We start from the raw sequence: 17,711 nt of genomic DNA, 5'->3' as shown, positions 1-17,711 counted from the left end.
TGTCTCATCCGGCCCCTTCGCGGGCAGGCCCGCTCCCACATTGGACCGGTGTACATAAATCCATTGTGGGAGCGAGCCTGCTCGCGAAGAGGCCATCACTGCCAACAAATTTATTGGGGCCGAAGCTGATCCGGCATCAACACCGCCGAATGCCCAGGCTCGGCCACCCCATCATTCACAGGTTCCGCCGCCTTCCTCGGCATCAAGACCTGCTGTGGATAAGTCTGCGCAAAATGCACCTCGGGACTGTTATCCACAAGCTTTTTCAAACGCTGGTTGAATGCCCGGCTTACCGCATACTGCCCTCCCGACACGGTGCGAAATTGTGCCGTCAAGACCACGCCATTGAGGTCCATCTTGTCGACGCCGAACACATCCAGCGGCCCTTGCAGGTTGTACCTGAGGAACGGGTCGTCGCTGATCGAATGCCCGGCTTCGCGAATCAGTTCGATGGCCTTGTCGACATCGGTGTCATAGGTGAACTGCACGGAGAAGAACGCGTAGGCAAATTGCCGCGATTGGTTGGTCACGGCCTTGATCTGGCCAAAGGGCACCGAGTGCACGAACCCTTTGCCGTCGCGCAGGCGCAGGGTGCGGATAGTCAGGCCTTCGACCGTGCCGGCATGCCCGGAATCGAGCACCACCCAGTCGCCGATCGACAGGGTGTCTTCAATGATGATGAACAAACCGGTGATCACATCCTGCACAAGTTGCTGGGAGCCGAAACCGATGGCCAGGCCAATGACCCCGGCACCGGCCAGGAACGGCGCAACATTGATTCCCAGATTGGCCATGGTGGTGATGGCGCAGATCACCACCAAAATGATTTTGATCGCATTGCGCAGCAACGGCAGGATCGTCTTTACCCGCGTACTTGGCTGGCGCGCCCCGCGCTTGTTGAGCGGTGGTTTCAAGGCTTCCTGGATCGCCGTGTCCAGCACGACCCAGACCATCCACGTCACCAGGAAGATCAAGCCGATATGGCTCAACGCGTCACTGATCGCCCGCCCCACCGCATTGCTGACCGCAAAATCGAACAGTGACACGCCCCAGATTCGTCCGAGGATATCGATGAACACGATGGCCATGGCGATACGCAACAACGCATGGGAGAGGCTCAGGAAGCGCTCTTTGTAGGCGCCACTGCGGCGCACATCGGATTCGCTGCGGGACTTGAACAAGTGATGCAACGTAGTACTGAGAAACACCGTCGCGATCAGCAGCACCGTGGTGAACAGCGCGCTGCGCAACACTTGCTGGTTGTCATCGCCAATGCCGATCAAGTTGATGACAGACACCAGCACCATCAACAGGATCGGCCAATACCAGAGCCCGGAAAAAATCCGTAGGGTTTCGCGCAAGGCCGGCTGCGCCCGCCGCTGGGCCAGCGGCAGGATGCGGATGACATGGGCGACCGGACGGCGCATGCGGATCACCAGCAAACCAAAGGCAATCGAGGCGGCGAGCCCGGTCAATACGGCGATGCTGCTGGTGAGGTTGTTACCCAGTTGATGGGCGATCTGCGGACTGGTCAAGGCGTCGCTGAGGGCGACCAGGAAGCCGATCGCGAACAGCGGCCGCGGGCTGTCCTGGCGAATGATCTGCACTGCCCGGCGCTTGTGCCCGACATTGAACAGCACCACCAGGGACATCACCAACGACGCCGCGAACACGCCACTGCTGGTGGCATAGGCAAAACACAACGCCAGCGCCCGACCCGCTGACAAAGCCATGAACTGGCTGGCATAGATCGTCAACGGCAGGCTGATCACCGCAGGGAGACTGTAGGGCAAGACATACCCAAGCAATGCCTGCCCACGCTCTCGACTGAGCAGCAAGCGATGACGGCACAGGCGTTCGGTCAATAACTTGCCGAACATCCACAGCAAGCCGAAGACACCTGCCCACACCGCCGTCAGCAGCAGGAAATCGCCCGCCACGCTCCAGCTCGAGCGGGCCGATGGACGATTGACCAATTGATCCACCTCATCGGCCGCACGATCCGCACGCAGACGCCAGGCGTCGAGCAGGTCCTTGTTGAAATTGAGCTTGTCCTGGATGCCATCGATGCTTGAACTGATGGCGCCCAGCAACCCGCCCTGAACCAAGGGTTCGGGATGTGCCGGCGGTGTGGCGGCGGTGGCCGCTGCCGGTACACCCGGTATCGCCGCCGCTTCCAGTTCCTCGCTGCCGAAGAACAACAGCGCCCCCATTAATATCGCCGTCTTGAGCCTGATCAAGGCATCCGCTCCTTTGGATAGGACTGTAAGGAACTGATCGAGAAATGCCGGACTAGTTCGGTGTCGGCCGGCAAATGCCAAGCGCCGGGCTACGCGCTGATCCTGTCGCGGATCGTCACCGGCCTGGCGCACGGGGTGTTTTTCTCGATTGGCTCGACTGTCGCCACCAGTCTAGTGCCCGAGGAAAAAGCCGCCAACGCGATCGCCAGCAAACCGGCCCCTACGGGTATTGCGGTGATGTATGAAATGCATACCGTCCGTAGTCCCACCGAAACTTTCGTCAGCCTCTGGCAGTCATCAAAAGATCAGGGGGCAGTCAGACGGGAGGCGACATGGCGGCGATTCACATTGGCATTTCAGGTTGGCGCTACACGCCCTGGCGGGGGGATTTCTACCCGAAGGGACTGGCCCAGAGGCGCGAATTGCAATTCGCCTCAAGGGCAGTCAACAGCATCGAAATCAATGGGTCGTTCTACGCCCTGCAGCGGCCCGAACGCTATGCCCAGTGGTATGCCGAAACCCCGGAGCACTTTGTGTTCAGCGTCAAGGCGCCGCGCTTCATTACCCATATCAAGCGTTTGCGTGACATCCATAAACCCCTGGCGAATTTTTTCGCCTCCGGCGTCCTGGAACTCAGGGAAAAACTCGGCCCGATTCTCTGGCAGTTCCCGCCCAACTTCAAATTCGACGCCGAGCTGTTCGAGAGCTTCCTCGAGCAATTGCCCCAAGACACGGAGCAGGCCGCTGCCCTTGCCCGCCAGCACGACGCCCATGTGAATGGCCACGCCAGCCTTAAGACAAGCAAGAAAAAGCCCTTGCGCCATGCCGTGGAAATCCGCAACGACAGCTTCATCGATCCGGCATTTGTCCGCCTGCTCAAACGCTACAACACGGCCCTGGTGATTGCCGACACCGCCGGTAAATGGCCCTATCGCGAAGACCTCACCAGCGACTTCGTGTACCTGCGCCTGCACGGTGCCGAAGAGCTCTACGCCAGTGGCTACACCCCTCAGGCACTGAAGCGTTGGGGTGACCGGATCGATGCCTGGCATCATGGTCGGCAACCGGCTGATCCCCACCTGATCGCACCTCGCCTCAAACCCAGGGTGCGAAAGTCTCGAGAAGTTTTCTGCTATTTCGATAACGACATCAAGGTCCGCGCGCCCTTCGATGCGCGCCGTTTGCTGGCACGCTTCGACCTCGACAAAGAGTTGCTCACCGCCCCCGGTGAGCCCGCTGCAGAAGGGGTGCTGCCATGAGTGTTTCCGACCCGGTTGGCACCACCGACGAGCAGGCGACCATCGATACCACGGTGCAGCGTTTCACCGTACTGACGGTCAACACCCACAAGGGCTTCACGGCGCTGAACCGGCGATTCATCCTGCCTGAACTGCGCGAGGCGGTGCGCAGTGTCTGCGCCGACGTGGTGTTTCTGCAGGAGGTACACGGCACCCACGAGCATCACCCCAAGCGCTACGACAACTGGCCAGCGATGCCCCAGTATGAATTCCTCGCGGACACCCTCTGGCCGCAGTTTGCCTACGGCCGCAATGCGGTCTATCCGGCAGGTGATCACGGCAACGCCTTGCTGTCGAAATTCCAGATCGTTCGGCACGACAACCTCGACGTGTCCATCAGCGGACACGAGAACCGCGGCATTTTGCATTGCGTATTGCGCCTGCCGGGAGAGGGCCCGGAGGTGCATGCCATTTGCGTCCATCTTGGCTTGCGCGAAACCCATCGCAATGAACAACTCAGGTTGCTACGCCACCGCCTTGAGTCGTTGCCAGGCGACGCCCCGGTGATTGTCGCCGGTGATTTCAACGACTGGCGCCAACGCGCCGATGCCCTGCTCCAGCCTTGTGGTCTGCGCGAAGTGTTCGCCGAGCACCACGGCAAGCCGGCGCGCAGTTTTCCCGCGCGATTGCCGACCTTGCGCCTGGACCGTATCTACGTACGTAACCTCAAGGCCAGCTATCCGCAGGTATTGGCGAACCGTCCCTGGTCACACCTATCGGATCACGCACCGTTGTCGGTGGAGATCGAGCTATGAGCATCCCGTCGATGGAAAAAAACACGCTGGAAAGAACCATTGCCGCGCCGCCCATCAGCGAGCCGGCGGCCGTCGACGTCGAGTACGGTTGGCAAGGCAACAATCGGGTCCAACTGCTGGAAAACGGCGAAGCCTATTTCCCCAGAGTGTTCGAGGCGATGCGCCAGGCCACCACCGAAATCCTCCTGGAAACCTTCATTGTGTTCGAGGACAAAGTCGGTGAAGAATTGAAGGAGGTGCTGATCGAGGCGGCACAACGGGGTGTCCGCGTGACTGCCAGCTTCGACGGGTTTGGCTGCGGAGAACTGACAGCCGATTATCTTTCCGCCCTGAGCGGTGCCGGCGTGCATTTACAGATGTTCGACCCGGCACCCAAGCGCCTGGGCATCCGCACCAACTGGTTCCGACGCCTGCACCGCAAGATCGTGGTGGTGGACGGGACGATTGCGTTCATTGGCGGGATCAACTTCTCCGCCGATCATTTGGCCGATTTCGGCCCCGAAGCCAAGCAGGATTATTCGGTTGAAGTGCAAGGCCCGGCGGTGGCCGATATTCACCACTTTGCCCTGCTGCAATGCGGTCGCCCGGCCCGCGCCAAATACTGGTGGCAACGGCGTCGACAACGGCGTTCGGAATTGGCCGTCACCGATCACGACGGTCAGGTACGACTGGTGTACCGCGATAACGCCGAGCACGCGACCGACATCGAAGAGGTCTACCGCCTGGCGCTGCGCACGGCGCAGCGGCGCGTGGTCATTGCCAACGCCTACTTTTTCCCGGGCTACAGGTTGCTGCGCGAAATCCGCAACGCCGCGCGCCGCGGCGTAGAAGTGCGCCTGATCCTGCAGGGCCAGCCGGACATGCTGGTGGCCAAATTGGCGGCGCGCATGACTTACGATTACCTGCTCAAGTCCGGGGTGAAAATCTTCGAATACTGCGACCGGCCACTGCACGGCAAAGTCGCGCTGGTGGACGAAGACTGGAGCACCGTTGGCTCCAGCAATCTTGACCCGCTGAGCCTGTCGATGAACCTGGAGGCCAACGTGTTGATCCGTGACCGCGCGTTCAACCGCGACCTGTTCGATCGGCTTGAAGAACTCAGCGATAACCATTGCAAGGCCATGTCGGTGGACAAGGCCCCACGCGGGCGCATCTGGCACATGACCGTGGGCTTCCTGGTGTTCCACTTCCTACGCCATTTCCCGGCATGGGCCGGTTGGCTGCCAGCGCACAAACCACGCTTGAAACCGTTCACCCCCACCGACCGGGAGCGATCAACATGAGCCGCACTGAAGCGCACGCGGCGTCCCACGCCGAGCACCCGGCGAAATCGCGCTGGAGTCGTTGGAAAAGACCACTGACAATGCTGTTTTTCCTGGCGTTGATCGTCCTCTTGACGATGTTTGCCCAGCGCATCGAATGGAACGAGGTGCTCGACACCCTGGCCGATTTCAAGGTACGCACCTTGATCATCGCGTCAGGGCTGACACTGATGAGTTTCCTGGTCTACGCCTGCTTCGACCTGATCGGCCGAACCTACATCCGCCAGGACCTGACGTGGAAACAGATCCTGCCGGTGGGGATCATCAGCTACGCCTTCAACCTCAACCTGAGCGCCTGGGTGGGTGGCATCGCCATGCGTTATCGGCTGTATTCACGACTTGGGGTGAGCAAGGCCAACATTGCGAAAATCCTCGGCCTGAGCCTGGCGACCAACTGGTTCGGCTACATGGTGATTGCCGGCGCGGTGTTCAGCAGTGGGCTGGTGCGCATGCCGCCAGGCTGGAAACTCAGTAGCGGCGCGCTGCAAGGCGTGGGCGTCTTACTCTTGCTGGCGAGCGCGGGATATCTCGCGGCCTGCCAGTTTTCCAAACGCCGCGAGTGGGCGATCCGCGGGGTCGAAATCAACTTGCCATCACTGCGCATGGCGGTCCTTCAACTGGCCCTGGGGGCGCTGAACTGGTCGTTGATGGCCGCGGTCATTTTCACGCTGCTACCGAGCAAACTGGACTATCCGCTGGTGCTTGGCGTGTTGCTGATCAGCGCCATCGCCGGGGTCATCACCCACATACCTGCAGGGCTCGGTGTGCTGGAAGCGGTGTTCGTGGCACTGCTGCAACACGAGGTATCCCGAGGCAGCCTGGTGGCGGGCTTGTTGGCGTATCGGGCGATTTATTTCCTGTTACCGTTGTTGATCACGCTGGTGATGTACCTGGTGGTGGAGGCCAAGGCCAAGTCGTTGCGAATATCGAAAAAACCCAAATAATGGGTGGACGCCTTCGCGAGCAGGCTCGCTTCCACATTTGAAATGCATTCCCCTGTGCGAGCGAGCCTGCTCGCGAAGGCGTCATGAGCGACACTACCATTCATTTCGACTGAATAATGCTCAACCGCTCACCCACCACCATTTCCGTAATCCAGTCCACCAGGATCGAGGTGTAGGCCTGCTGGGAAACCGGATCGCTCAGCGCATGATCGGCGCCGTCGATGATGCGGTGGGTCAGCGAGTGGGTCTGCTGGCACGCCGCGCGATAACTCATGATGGTCGCGTGAGGTACGTAATCATCGGTTTCGGACTGCACCAACAACACGTCACCGGTGAATTGCGAACAGGCATGCAGTGCCCGATTGCTGTCGGCGCGCACCAGCGTGCTGCGGTAATCGCGCAGATCGAGCTTGTCCAAGTCGCGCTTGGGCGTGTGCCATTGATCATCGCGGTACAGCGCCGGCACTCGCAGCGCCAGCCAGCGTACAGGCCGTAGCGAGGTGAGGATCGAGGCCAGGTATCCGCCGTAACTGGTGCCGACCACGGCAATCGCCGAGGTATCCAGCGCCGGATGCGCCAGCAAGCGGTCGTAGGCCGCCAGCAAGTCACGCAGATTGTCTTCACGGGTCACGCGGGTCAACGGAATACCCGTGCCGCCGGTATGCCCGCGCAGGTCGAAGGTCAAACACACGCAACCCAGACCGGCAATGCCTTTCGCCCGCTCCAGGTCTCGCTCCTGGCTACCCCCCCAACCGTGCACGAACAGCACGCCAGGGACTTTTGATTTGGGGCTCAGGAACGTCCCGCTCATCTGTTCGTCGTCGATGTCGATTTGAATGCTTTCGCTTCTAGCCGTCATAGGATTTGACCGTTACGTACTTGAGAAGAAAATCACTGTTTTCCGCTGGCCCGCGGTACACCTCGATGGCGTCCGCCGGCAGTGGCTGATCGATGTAGGTTTCCACCGAAGACACACGAATCGCGCGCATCCCCGGATCGTTGACGAAGCTCTGCAACGCTGCCACTTCCGCGCTGCTGGCCCCGCCCATGCGCCAGGATTGCTCGAGCACGCCGCTGCGTCGCTGGCCGTCGCTGGCAATTCCCTGGGCGATGTCGTAATTACGCCGCGAGGCGTAGAAACCGGGATAGGCTTCATCGGCGGCCGCGTCGAAGACCTTGGCCTGCCTGATCGCCAATCGCACATCGTCAGGCAAGTCCAGCGCCAGCAGATCATCGTAGCCACCCTGCACCACCAGCAGGTTTGAACCACCATAGACCTCTTCGCCGCGAGCGTCTTTGGTCAAGTATTGATCACCGCAATAACTGAGCAACCTGGCGCCGATGAAACTCTGCCCGACGCTGTGGGTAATCACCTGGTCCAGGTCCTGCTCCAGTACCACACCTTCACTGAACAGCGCCTTGGCTTCAGGACGGGCGAGGATTTCGTCGAACTGGTCGAGACTAGTGATGACTTCCTGGCCGCGCCCCGCACAGGCATGAATCGGCTTCATACGGATCGGACCGCTGTAGAGCAGATGCTCCGCCGCCGGCCGTGCATCGTCGAAGGAGAAAACACTGAGACCGTCGAGCACTACCGTGCGCACCCGTTCGGAAAACATCGGCGCCCAGCCTTGCGGTGCATGGGCATGCCTGTTCAACAAACCATGGCTGATGGCCTTGGTGCAGATGAAATCGTGCTCGACGTATCCGCCCCATAAATCCTCTGGTCCCTTGACGCCCAACTGCCGGGCGGCAGCGGCGCCCACCAGGGTCTGGGTCGGCAACACATAGATGTCCCGCCCGCCATGCACCTGCGGGTCGTAGCTGCCGCCGTATTTGAGCCCGAGGATTTGCGCCAGCCAACGGGCCAGGGCGCGATTGGTTTCGACTTCGTGCTGCGGCGCATCGGGGCGCACCGAATGGGCGACTACCAGTTTTTTGCGGTTGGCTGGGGTCATGCGTCCCCCCTTCAATTGTCGCTAAATGAATGTAGCTGATGGAGGTGCAGGGTTCAGGCCAAGCATATCTTGAGAAAAACGCCTCTCAAATCAACCTGTTGCACAAAGGATAGTGGCACCGCGCCTGCTTTATTCTGCACGACACCCTTCAACATTCCGGCATTTTGCACGACTCAAGCGCTCCCACAGGGGATTTGCGGTGAAGCGTCTAAGCGTCTATCGGGGGCCCGCACTCGGTATCGCCCCAAACCGCGCCCGGTAATCACTGGGGGCCAGCCCGGTAATCTTCTTGAATGTCGAACGAAACGCCCCCGGATCCTGATAGCCCACGGTCCAGGCGATGTGATCGATGGTGCCATTGGTGAATTCAAGCATTTCCCGGGCTTTGCCGACTCGCAGGTGCTGGCAATACTCCGTGGGCTTGAGGCCGGTTGCCGCGCGAAATCGGCGCAGGAACGTCCGTTCTTCCAGCCCTGCCCGTTCAGCCATCGCCGTCAGCGAGACATCGGTGGCACCCGTGCTTTGCAGCCAGTGTTGAACCCTGAGGATCGCGGCATCGCCATGATTGAGAATCGGGGCGAAATTGCTGCCGCACTCACTGGCGCTGTCGCTGTGTTCCACCACCAGAAAACGCGCAGTGCCGGTGGCAATGCTGGGGCCCAACAGACGATTGACCAGGCGCAGACCCAATTCGGACCACGCCATCAGGCCGGCCGTGGTAATCAGGTCGCCGTCATCGACGATGGGCGTATCAGCCTTGAGCTTGATCGCCGGGTAGCGCTCGGCGAAGGTTTTCGCGGAAGTCCAATGAGTGGTGGCGCTGCGACCGTCCAGCAGTCCGCTTTCAGCCAATAGCAGCGAGCCCACGCAGACACCCCCCAGGGTCGCGCCATTGGCGTGCTGCTGGCGAAGCCAACGCAGCAGCGCTTGCGGCGCCTGGGCTTCGGTGAAGCCGGCAATCGACGGCGGAATCAACACCGCTACCAATGCGCTGTCCGCTGCGGGATGGCTGTCATAGACACGAACGGGCGCCTGTTCGCCATCGACCTGCCAATGGCTGATCCGCAACAAAGGCAAGCGCGCCGCCTGATGCTCTGCAGCGATACGGTTGGCCACCCCGAACAGGTCCGTCAACCCATGCACCGCCGCCATCTGCGCGCCGGGATAGATCAACACGCCCAGCTCGGCGATTGCCCTTTGTGCATCCATTGTCAGTTTTCCCCCTTCTATTGTCGGTGCGGCCAATCCCCGGACGGTCTGTCAGGGTCAATACTTCATTCCACACCCAAACCGCACTTCGAGGAAACCGTCATGGCCAAGCAAGCACTCATCGTAGTCGATATCCAAAAAGACTACTTCCCCCAGGGCAAGTGGCCGTTGGTCGGCGCCGATGCCGCCGCAGACAACGCTGTTCGTCTGCTCAAGGCCTTTCGTGAGGCCGGTGATTCGGTGGTGCACATCCGCCACGAATTCACCTCCGCACAAGCACCGTTTTTCACCCCGGGCTCCGACGGTGCGAAACTGCACCCGAAAGTCCTCAACCAGGGCAATGAGCCGGTGGTGCTCAAGCACTTCGTCAACTCGTTCCGTGACACCGAACTGCAGAGCATTCTCGACGAGCAAGGCATCAAGGAGCTGGTGGTGGTCGGCAGCATGAGCCACATGTGTATCGACGGCATCACCCGCGCCGCCAACGACCTCGGCTACAGCGTCACGGTGATCCACGATGCCTGTGCCTCCCGTGACCTGGAGTTCAACGGACTGACCGTTCCAGCAGCCCACGTGCATGCCGCGTTCATGTCGGCATTGGGTTTTGCCTACGCCAAGGTGGTGTCCACCGACGAATTCCTCGCCGCCAACCGTTAACCAAAAAAAACCGCCTTGCCGCGCAATGCGGCTTTCTGTAGGCGCTGCCGCAGGCTGCGATCTTTTGATCTTTTAAAACAAGATCGCAGCCTGCGGCAGCTCCTACAGAGGAATCGAAAACTGCGGGTAACAAAAAGCCCGGCATCCTGAAGGGAGTGCCGGGCTTTGATTCGATCTAAGCTATTGCTTAGAACGGAATATCGTCATCAAAGCTGTCGAAGTCCGGAGCTGGCTGCGGCGCGGCCTGCTGAGGAGCCGGACGCGACTGTTGCGGTGCCGACTGCTGTGGACGCGGAGCCTGCTGGCGCGGAGCGGATTGCTGGTAGTTACCGCCGCCCTGGCCTTGTTGGTCACCCTGTTGAGGGCGACCGCCCAGCAGTTGCATGGTGCCTTGCATGTCGACCACGATTTCAGTGGTGTAACGCTTGATACCGTCTTTTTCCCACTCGCGGGTCTGCAGCTTGCCTTCGATGTAGACCTGCGAGCCTTTACGCAGGTATTCGCCGGCAATTTCCGCGACCTTGCCAAACATCGACACGCGGTGCCATTCGGTTTTTTCGACTTTCTGACCGGTTTGCTTATCGGTCCACTGTTCGCTGGTTGCCAGACTCAGGTTGGTCACGGCGTTGCCATTCGGCAGGTAACGAACTTCAGGATCCTGGCCGCAAGTGCCGACCAATATGACTTTGTTAACCCCACGGGCCATTACGTTCTCCTAGGCTACGCACGCTGCCCCGGCCGGGTTGTTCACCAGGCTTTCAAGGGTGGTGCGATCCAATAGTTCGGTGTCCAATTTGATGTAAATCGCCGCTTCGTCTGCGACTATCACTGCATCTGTTACCCCTACGACAGCCTTCAGGCGCTCAACCAGCCCCGCTTCGCGGATCGCCTCGGGCGACAATGGCAAGCGCAGGCTTGTCACGTAGGGAGGTTCACGCATGGTAACAGCAAAGGCCAGCCAGAGGGCAGCCAGACCAGCGCATCCAAGGAACACAACCGACAGACCGCCATGCTGGAACAACCAGCCGCCGAGTATGCCGCCCAGTGCCGAGCCAAGGAACTGACTGGTGGAGTAGACCCCCATCGCCGTGCCCTTGCCGCCCGCCGGTGAAACCTTGCTGATCAGCGACGGCAACGAAGCTTCCAGCAGATTGAAGGCGGTGAAAAACACCACGGTACCAATCACCAGAGCCCGCAAGCTGTCGCCGAACTGCCAGAAGAATAGCTCAGTGAGCATCAGCGTCACGACGGCGCCGAGTAAAACACGTTTCATTTTGCGTCTCTTCTCGCCGTAGATGATGAACGGGATCATGGCGAAGAAGGAAATCAGCAGCGCGGTCAGGTACACCCACCAATGCTGCTCCTTGGGCAGCCCGGCTTTTTCGACGAGCGCCAGGGGCAAGGCGACGAAACTCGACATCAGCATTGCGTGCAACACGAAGATACCAAGATCCAGGCGCAGCAGGTCCGGGTGCTTGAGCGTCGGTATCAGCGCCTGGCGCGCGACACCGGATTCACGGTGCTGCAACGGGCCCGTGGAGCGCGGCACCATGAACATCACGATCACGATGCCAACCAGCGCCATGCCACCTGTGGCAAGGAACAGTCCGGACAGCCCGAAAGCACGGGTCAGCAACGGCCCTACTACCATGGCGACAGCAAACGACAGGCCGATCGTCATGCCGATCATCGCCATGGCCTTTGTCCGGTGTTGTTCGCGGGTCAGGTCTGATAGCAAAGCCATCACCGCGGCGGAAATCGCCCCGGCACCTTGTAGGATGCGACCGGCGATCACCCCCCAGATCGAGTCGGCGTTGGCCGCCAGGACGCTGCCAAGCGCGAAGACGATCAGCCCCAGGTAAATCACCGGGCGGCGGCCGATGCGGTCGGAAATGAAACCGAAGGGAATCTGGAAAATCGCCTGGGTCAGGCCATAAGCGCCAATCGCCAGCCCGATGAGGGCCGGGGTCGCTCCTGCCAGGTCCATGCCATAGGTCGCCAATACCGGCAACACCATGAACATGCCGAGCATACGGAAGGCGAACACCAGGGCCAGACCGCTTGCCGCGCGGGTCTCGCTACCACTCATGCGCTCGCTGTGGGGATCGTGCATGGAAAAACCTCATGTGAACCGGCGGCGATTCTACCAGTCCCATCGATTGGCAGGGTATATCGCGACGCTTTGCCGCGTGTAGATGACAGAGCTTTCATGTAAGGCAGCCATAGCAACATTCGATAGTGTGCATCCATCCAGTATTTGGCCGTATACTCCTACGTTTTCGACGCCCGCCGAGCGAGGCCACCTTGGACAAGATCCTGATTCGTGGGGCTCGAACCCACAACCTGAAGAACATCGACCTGACCCTGCCACGGGACAAGCTGATCGTCATCACCGGCCTGTCCGGCTCGGGCAAGTCGTCCCTGGCTTTCGACACGTTGTACGCCGAAGGTCAGCGCCGCTATGTCGAGTCGCTGTCGGCCTATGCCCGGCAGTTCCTGTCGATGATGGAAAAGCCTGACGTCGACACCATCGAAGGCCTGTCGCCGGCGATTTCCATCGAACAGAAGTCGACCTCGCACAACCCGCGTTCGACCGTGGGCACCATCACCGAAATCTACGACTACCTGCGCCTGCTCTATGCGCGCGTCGGCATTCCACGCTGCCCGGACCACGACATTCCCCTGGAAGCGCAGACCGTCAGCCAGATGGTCGACCTGGTCCTTGCCGAACCTGAGGGCCGCAAGCTCATGCTGTTGGCCCCGGTCATTCGCGAGCGCAAAGGTGAGCACCTTTCAGTCTTCGAGGAACTGCGCGCACAAGGTTTCGTCCGTGCCCGGATCAACGGCAAGTTGTATGAGCTGGACGAAGCACCGAAGCTCGATAAACAGAAAAAACACACCATTGATGTCGTCGTCGACCGCTTCAAGGTCCGCGCCGATCTGCAACAGCGCCTGGCCGAATCCTTCGAGACCGCGCTGAAACTGGCAGACGGCATCGCCCTGGTGGCGCCGATGGACGACGAGCCGGGTGAAGAGATGATCTTCTCCGCGCGCTTCGCCTGCCCGATTTGCGGGCATGCCATCAGTGAACTCGAGCCCAAGCTGTTTTCCTTCAACAACCCGGCCGGTGCCTGCCCGACCTGTGACGGCCTGGGGGTCAAGCAGTTCTTCGACATCAAGCGCCTGGTTAATGGTGAGTTGACCCTGGCCGAAGGCGCGATTCGCGGCTGGGACCGGCGCAACGTCTATTACTTCCAGATGCTTGGCTCGCTGGCCTCCCACTACAAGTTCAGTCTGGAAGTGCCGTTCAACGAACTGCCCGCCGAGCAGCAGAAGAGCATCCTGCACGGCAGCGGTTCGCAAAACGTCGATTTCAAATACCTGAATGACCGGGGCGATATCGTCAAGCGCTCGCACCCGTTCGAAGGCATCGTGCCAAACCTGGAACGCCGCTACCGTGAAACCGAGTCGGCCTCGGTACGCGAGGAACTGGCCAAGTTCCTCAGCACACAGTCCTGCCCTGATTGCCGCGGCACCCGTCTGCGTCGCGAAGCGCGGCATGTATGGGTCGGCGAGAAAACCCTGCCAGCGGTGACCAACCTGCCAATCGGTGATGCCTGCGACTATTTCGAAGGGATGAAGCTGACTGGCCGCCGTGGCGAGATCGCCGACAAGATCCTCAAGGAAATTCGCGAACGCCTGCAGTTCCTGGTCAACGTCGGCCTCGATTATCTGTCGCTGGATCGCAGCGCAGACACCTTGTCCGGTGGTGAGGCCCAGCGTATCCGCCTGGCCAGCCAGATCGGCGCCGGGCTGGTCGGTGTCCTGTACATCCTCGACGAACCCTCGATCGGCCTGCACCAGCGTGATAACGACCGGTTGCTCGGCACGCTGAAACACCTGCGGGACATCGGCAATACGGTGATCGTGGTAGAGCACGATGAAGACGCGATTCGCCTGGCCGACTATGTGGTGGATATCGGCCCTGGTGCGGGGGTTCACGGCGGGCACATCGTCGCTGAGGGTACGCCGGCCGAGGTGATGGCGCATCCCGACTCCCTGACCGGCAAGTACCTGTCGGGCCGCGTGAAGATCGCGGTGCCGGCCAAGCGTACGCCGCGCAACAAGAAGCTGTCGCTGACGCTCAAGGGCGCCCGTGGCAACAACCTGCGCAACGTCGACCTGGATATTCCCATCGGCCTGCTGACCTGCGTGACCGGCGTGTCCGGCTCAGGCAAGTCGACACTGATCAACAACACGCTCTTTCCGTTGAGTGCCACGGCGCTCAACGGTGCAACCACCCTGGAAGCGGCTGCTCACGACAGCATCAAGGGGCTGGAGCATCTGGATAAGGTCGTCGACATCGACCAGAGTCCCATCGGTCGTACGCCACGCTCCAACCCGGCCACCTACACCGGCCTGTTCACACCGATTCGTGAGCTTTTTGCCGGCGTACCGGAGTCGCGATCACGCGGTTATGGCCCCGGGCGCTTCTCCTTCAACGTGAAGGGCGGACGCTGCGAGGCTTGTCAGGGTGATGGCCTGATCAAGGTGGAAATGCACTTCCTGCCGGACATCTATGTGCCCTGCGATGTGTGCAAGAGCAAGCGCTACAACCGCGAAACCCTTGAGATCAAATACAAGGGCAAGAGCATTCATGAAACCCTCGAGATGACCATCGAGGAGGCCCGGGAGTTCTTCGATGCGGTGCCGGCTTTGGCGCGCAAACTGCAAACTCTGATGGACGTCGGCTTGTCGTACATCAAGCTGGGACAATCGGCGACCACACTGTCCGGTGGTGAGGCCCAGCGGGTCAAACTGTCGCGCGAACTGTCCAAGCGTGACACTGGCAAGACCCTGTACATCCTCGACGAGCCAACTACCGGGCTGCACTTTGCGGACATCCAGCAACTGCTGGATGTGTTGCACCGTCTGCGCGACCACGGCAATACGGTGGTGGTGATCGAGCACAACCTAGACGTCATCAAGACCGCCGACTGGCTGGTGGACCTGGGCCCGGAGGGCGGATCCAAGGGCGGGCAGATCATTGCCGTTGGCACGCCGGAAGAGGTTTCAGAGATGAAGCAATCCCATACCGGTTATTACCTCAAGCCCCTGCTGGAGCGTGACAGGGCTTAACTGCGCCCCGACGAAAAAGCCCCTGTCACTTCATCGGTGACAGGGGCTTTTTTGTATTCGCCGCAATCAGGTGTGCGATTGCAGGTAATTCTCAAGACCGATCAACTTGATCAGGCCGAGCTGCTTTTCAAGCCAGTAAGTGTGATCTTCTTCGGTGTCATGCAGTTGGACCCGCAGCATTTCACGGCTGACATAGTCCTTGTGCTGCTCGCAGAGCTTGATGCCCTTGCACAGCGCGGCCCGAACCTTGTATTCCAGGCGCAAGTCCGCTTCGAGCATTTCTGTAACCGTGGTGCCGACATCCAGATCGTCCGGGCGCATGCGCGGCGTGCCTTCGAGCATCAGAATCCGGCGCATCAGTGCATCAGCGTGCCCTGCTTCTTCTTCCATCTCGTGGTTGATTCGTTCGTAGAGCTTGGTGAAACCCCAGTCCTCATACATCCGCGAGTGGACGAAATATTGATCACGCGCGGCCAGTTCGCCGGTCAGCAACGTGTTGAGGTAATCGATAACGTCTGGGTGGCCTTGCATCGCCCTACATCTCCCTGCTTGAAAGTCTGTAGTTTGAACCAACATGACCACAACGTCACTCACCGCACGCAATAAAAGCGAAGATATTCTGAGAAAAGCAGCTTAAATAACGCAAAAACCGCCCTAATAAGGGCGGTTCTGCTTCTCATTTAGACTTCGTTAAGCTGTACATTGAGCAGCGTTGCAATTGCTTCTCCATACGCCGGATCGGCCTTGAAGAAATGCTGCAGTTGACGGTCGACGACGTCGCTTGAGACACCCGCCATTGCTCCCGCAATGTTGTGGACCAGCAACGCTTTCTGTTCGTCATTCATCAATCGGTACAGCGCACCGGCGTGACTGTAATAGTCGGTGTCTTTGCGATGATCGTGACGATCAGCTGCGCCGCTTAATGCCAATGCAGGTTCAGCATAACGGGGCGCCTGCTTTGGCGACTCGATATAGCTATTGGGCTCGTAGTTTGGCGCCGCACCACCATTGCTGCCAAACGCCATCGCGCCATCGCGCTGATAGGTGTTCACCGGACTGCGCGGCGCATTCACCGGCAACTGCTGGTGATTGGTGCCGATACGGTAGCGGTGCGCATCAGCGTAAGCGAATACCCGACCTTGCAGCATGCGATCTGGCGACAGACCTACACCGGGCACCATGTTGCTTGGGCCAAACGCGGCTTGCTCGACCTCGGCGAAGTAATTCAATGGATTTCGATTGAGCTCCAACTCACCGACTTCGATCAACGGGAACTCCTTCTGAGACCAGGTTTTAGTCACGTCGAACGGATTCTCATAGTGCGCGCAAGCCTGGGTCTCGGTCATGATCTGAATGCACACGCGCCATTTTGGGAAATCGCCTCGCTCGATCGCTTCGAACAAGTCGCGCTGGGCGTAATCCGGATCGATACCTGCCAGCCGCGCCGCCTCTGCTGGCGCAAGATTCTTGATGCCTTGCTGGGTCTTGTAGTGCCACTTCACCCAATGACGCTCACCCGTGGCGTTGATCAGGCTGTAAGTGTGGCTGCCGAAGCCGTGCATGTGACGATAGCCGTCGGGAATGCCTCGGTCGGAGAACAGAATGGTGACCTGGTGCAACGCCTCCGGAGAGTGCGACCAGAAGTCCCACATCGCCTGTGCACTTTTGAGGTTGCTTTGTGGCAGTCGCTTTTGAGTGTGGATAAAGTCCGGGAACTTGAGTGGGTCGCGAATGAAGAATACCGGCGTGTTGTTGCCAACAATGTCCCAGTTGCCTTCTTCGGTATAGAACTTCAGCGCGAAGCCACGAGGATCACGTTCGGTGTCCGCCGAACCGCGTTCACCACCGACAGTGGAGAATCGCAGGAAGGTTGGCGTTTGCTTACCGACAGCCTCAAATAGCTTGGCGCTGGAGTATTGGGTGATATCGCGGGTGACGGTAAATGTACCGTAAGCACCTGATCCCTTCGCGTGGACACGACGCTCCGGGATATTTTCACGGTTGAAGTGGGCGAGCTTTTCGAGCAGGTGGAAGTCGTCGAGCAGCAATGGGCCGCGAGGGCCGGCGGAGCGGGAATTCTGGTTGTCGGCGACAGGAGCGCCACTGGCAGTTGTAAGCGTGTTGTTTTGGCTCATGTGATCTTCCTTTCTCTGTCAGTCTTGAACTGCCGGCTAATCGGCTGAGAGGGA

General features: G+C 59.8%; 14 protein-coding genes and 1 pseudogene. 7 read left to right on the top strand and 8 right to left on the bottom strand.

All coding sequences use genetic code 11. The annotated features are described in order from the left end of the window. Window positions 1-110 precede the first annotated feature (110 nt). A complete protein-coding gene (locus tag QLG10_RS15930; protein ID WP_188265190.1) occupies window positions 111-2,240 on the bottom strand; it encodes a mechanosensitive ion channel domain-containing protein in 2,130 nt (709 codons plus the stop codon). A 78-nt stretch (window positions 2,241-2,318) separates the two neighbouring features. On the opposite strand from QLG10_RS15930, the pseudogene QLG10_RS15925 reads away from it, so the two are divergent. The 5 genes and pseudogenes from QLG10_RS15925 to QLG10_RS15905 form a co-directional block, all read left to right on the top strand. Beyond that, window positions 2,319-2,447 (top strand): annotated as a pseudogene (locus QLG10_RS15925) (MFS sugar transporter); the annotation flags it as partial. A 125-nt stretch (window positions 2,448-2,572) separates the two neighbouring features. Further along, window positions 2,573-3,499 (top strand): DUF72 domain-containing protein, encoded by a 927-nt coding sequence (locus tag QLG10_RS15920; RefSeq protein ID WP_282487658.1) that lies wholly within the window; start codon window positions 2,573-2,575, stop codon window positions 3,497-3,499. Continuing rightward, a complete protein-coding gene (locus tag QLG10_RS15915; protein WP_248679040.1) occupies window positions 3,496-4,293 on the top strand; it encodes an endonuclease/exonuclease/phosphatase family protein in 798 nt (265 codons plus the stop codon). Before QLG10_RS15920 ends, QLG10_RS15915 begins: the two co-directional genes overlap by 4 nt. Next, window positions 4,290-5,576, top strand: coding sequence for a cardiolipin synthase ClsB (gene clsB / locus QLG10_RS15910; RefSeq protein ID WP_110755001.1), 1,287 nt, complete (start codon window positions 4,290-4,292; stop codon window positions 5,574-5,576). The genes QLG10_RS15915 and clsB overlap by 4 nt, the downstream gene beginning before the upstream one ends. Next, the gene (locus QLG10_RS15905; protein ID WP_110755002.1) at window positions 5,573-6,559 is read left to right on the top strand and encodes a lysylphosphatidylglycerol synthase domain-containing protein; all 987 of its coding nucleotides are present in this window, start codon (window positions 5,573-5,575) and stop codon (window positions 6,557-6,559) included. Before clsB ends, QLG10_RS15905 begins: the two co-directional genes overlap by 4 nt. A 100-nt stretch (window positions 6,560-6,659) precedes the next feature. Here the strand turns inward: QLG10_RS15905 and QLG10_RS15900 are convergent, their stop codons facing one another. From QLG10_RS15900 to QLG10_RS15890, 3 genes are all read right to left on the bottom strand, one after another. Beyond that, window positions 6,660-7,418, bottom strand: a complete 759-nt coding sequence (locus tag QLG10_RS15900; RefSeq protein WP_020800587.1) for an alpha/beta fold hydrolase — start codon at window positions 7,416-7,418, stop codon at window positions 6,660-6,662. Next, window positions 7,408-8,517 (bottom strand): DUF3182 family protein, encoded by a 1,110-nt coding sequence (locus QLG10_RS15895; RefSeq protein WP_248679042.1) that lies wholly within the window; start codon window positions 8,515-8,517, stop codon window positions 7,408-7,410. The genes QLG10_RS15900 and QLG10_RS15895 overlap by 11 nt, the downstream gene beginning before the upstream one ends. 216 nt (window positions 8,518-8,733) lie before the next feature. After that, window positions 8,734-9,726: a GlxA family transcriptional regulator gene (locus QLG10_RS15890; protein ID WP_282487657.1), complete on the bottom strand. Its 993-nt coding sequence runs from the start codon at window positions 9,724-9,726 to the stop codon at window positions 8,734-8,736. 102 nt (window positions 9,727-9,828) lie between these two features. On the opposite strand from QLG10_RS15890, the gene QLG10_RS15885 reads away from it, so the two are divergent. Next, window positions 9,829-10,383, top strand: coding sequence for a cysteine hydrolase family protein (locus QLG10_RS15885; RefSeq protein ID WP_110755005.1), 555 nt, complete (start codon window positions 9,829-9,831; stop codon window positions 10,381-10,383). A gap of 187 nt (window positions 10,384-10,570) precedes the next feature. Here QLG10_RS15885 and QLG10_RS15880 read toward each other — a convergent pair whose 3' ends face one another. Continuing rightward, complete coding sequence (locus tag QLG10_RS15880; protein ID WP_008065729.1) at window positions 10,571-11,089, bottom strand: single-stranded DNA-binding protein; 519 nt, start codon at window positions 11,087-11,089, stop codon at window positions 10,571-10,573. A 9-nt stretch (window positions 11,090-11,098) separates the two neighbouring features. Then, window positions 11,099-12,496 carry an MFS transporter gene (locus tag QLG10_RS15875; RefSeq protein ID WP_008065728.1) on the bottom strand — a complete coding sequence of 466 codons (1,398 nt, stop codon included), beginning with the start codon at window positions 12,494-12,496 and terminating at the stop codon, window positions 11,099-11,101. Between the two features lie 191 nt (window positions 12,497-12,687). Here QLG10_RS15875 and uvrA point away from each other — a divergent pair, with 191 nt between their 5' ends. Continuing rightward, a complete protein-coding gene (gene uvrA, locus QLG10_RS15870) occupies window positions 12,688-15,522 on the top strand; it encodes an excinuclease ABC subunit UvrA (RefSeq protein ID WP_110755006.1) in 2,835 nt (944 codons plus the stop codon). 66 nt (window positions 15,523-15,588) lie between these two features. Here uvrA and bfr read toward each other — a convergent pair whose 3' ends face one another. Continuing rightward, the gene (gene bfr / locus QLG10_RS15865) at window positions 15,589-16,053 is read right to left on the bottom strand and encodes a bacterioferritin (RefSeq protein WP_008053867.1); all 465 of its coding nucleotides are present in this window, start codon (window positions 16,051-16,053) and stop codon (window positions 15,589-15,591) included. Between the two features lie 149 nt (window positions 16,054-16,202). Then, on the bottom strand, window positions 16,203-17,657 hold the full coding sequence (locus QLG10_RS15860) for a catalase (RefSeq protein WP_282487656.1): 1,455 nt from the start codon (window positions 17,655-17,657) through the stop codon (window positions 16,203-16,205). Window positions 17,658-17,711: the final 54 nt, after the last annotated feature.

It is taken from the genome of Pseudomonas sp. V98_8 (assembly GCF_029967975.1).
Lineage (GTDB): Bacteria > Pseudomonadota > Gammaproteobacteria > Pseudomonadales > Pseudomonadaceae > Aquipseudomonas > Aquipseudomonas umsongensis.
This window is presented reverse-complemented; position numbering and strand designations above follow the sequence as displayed.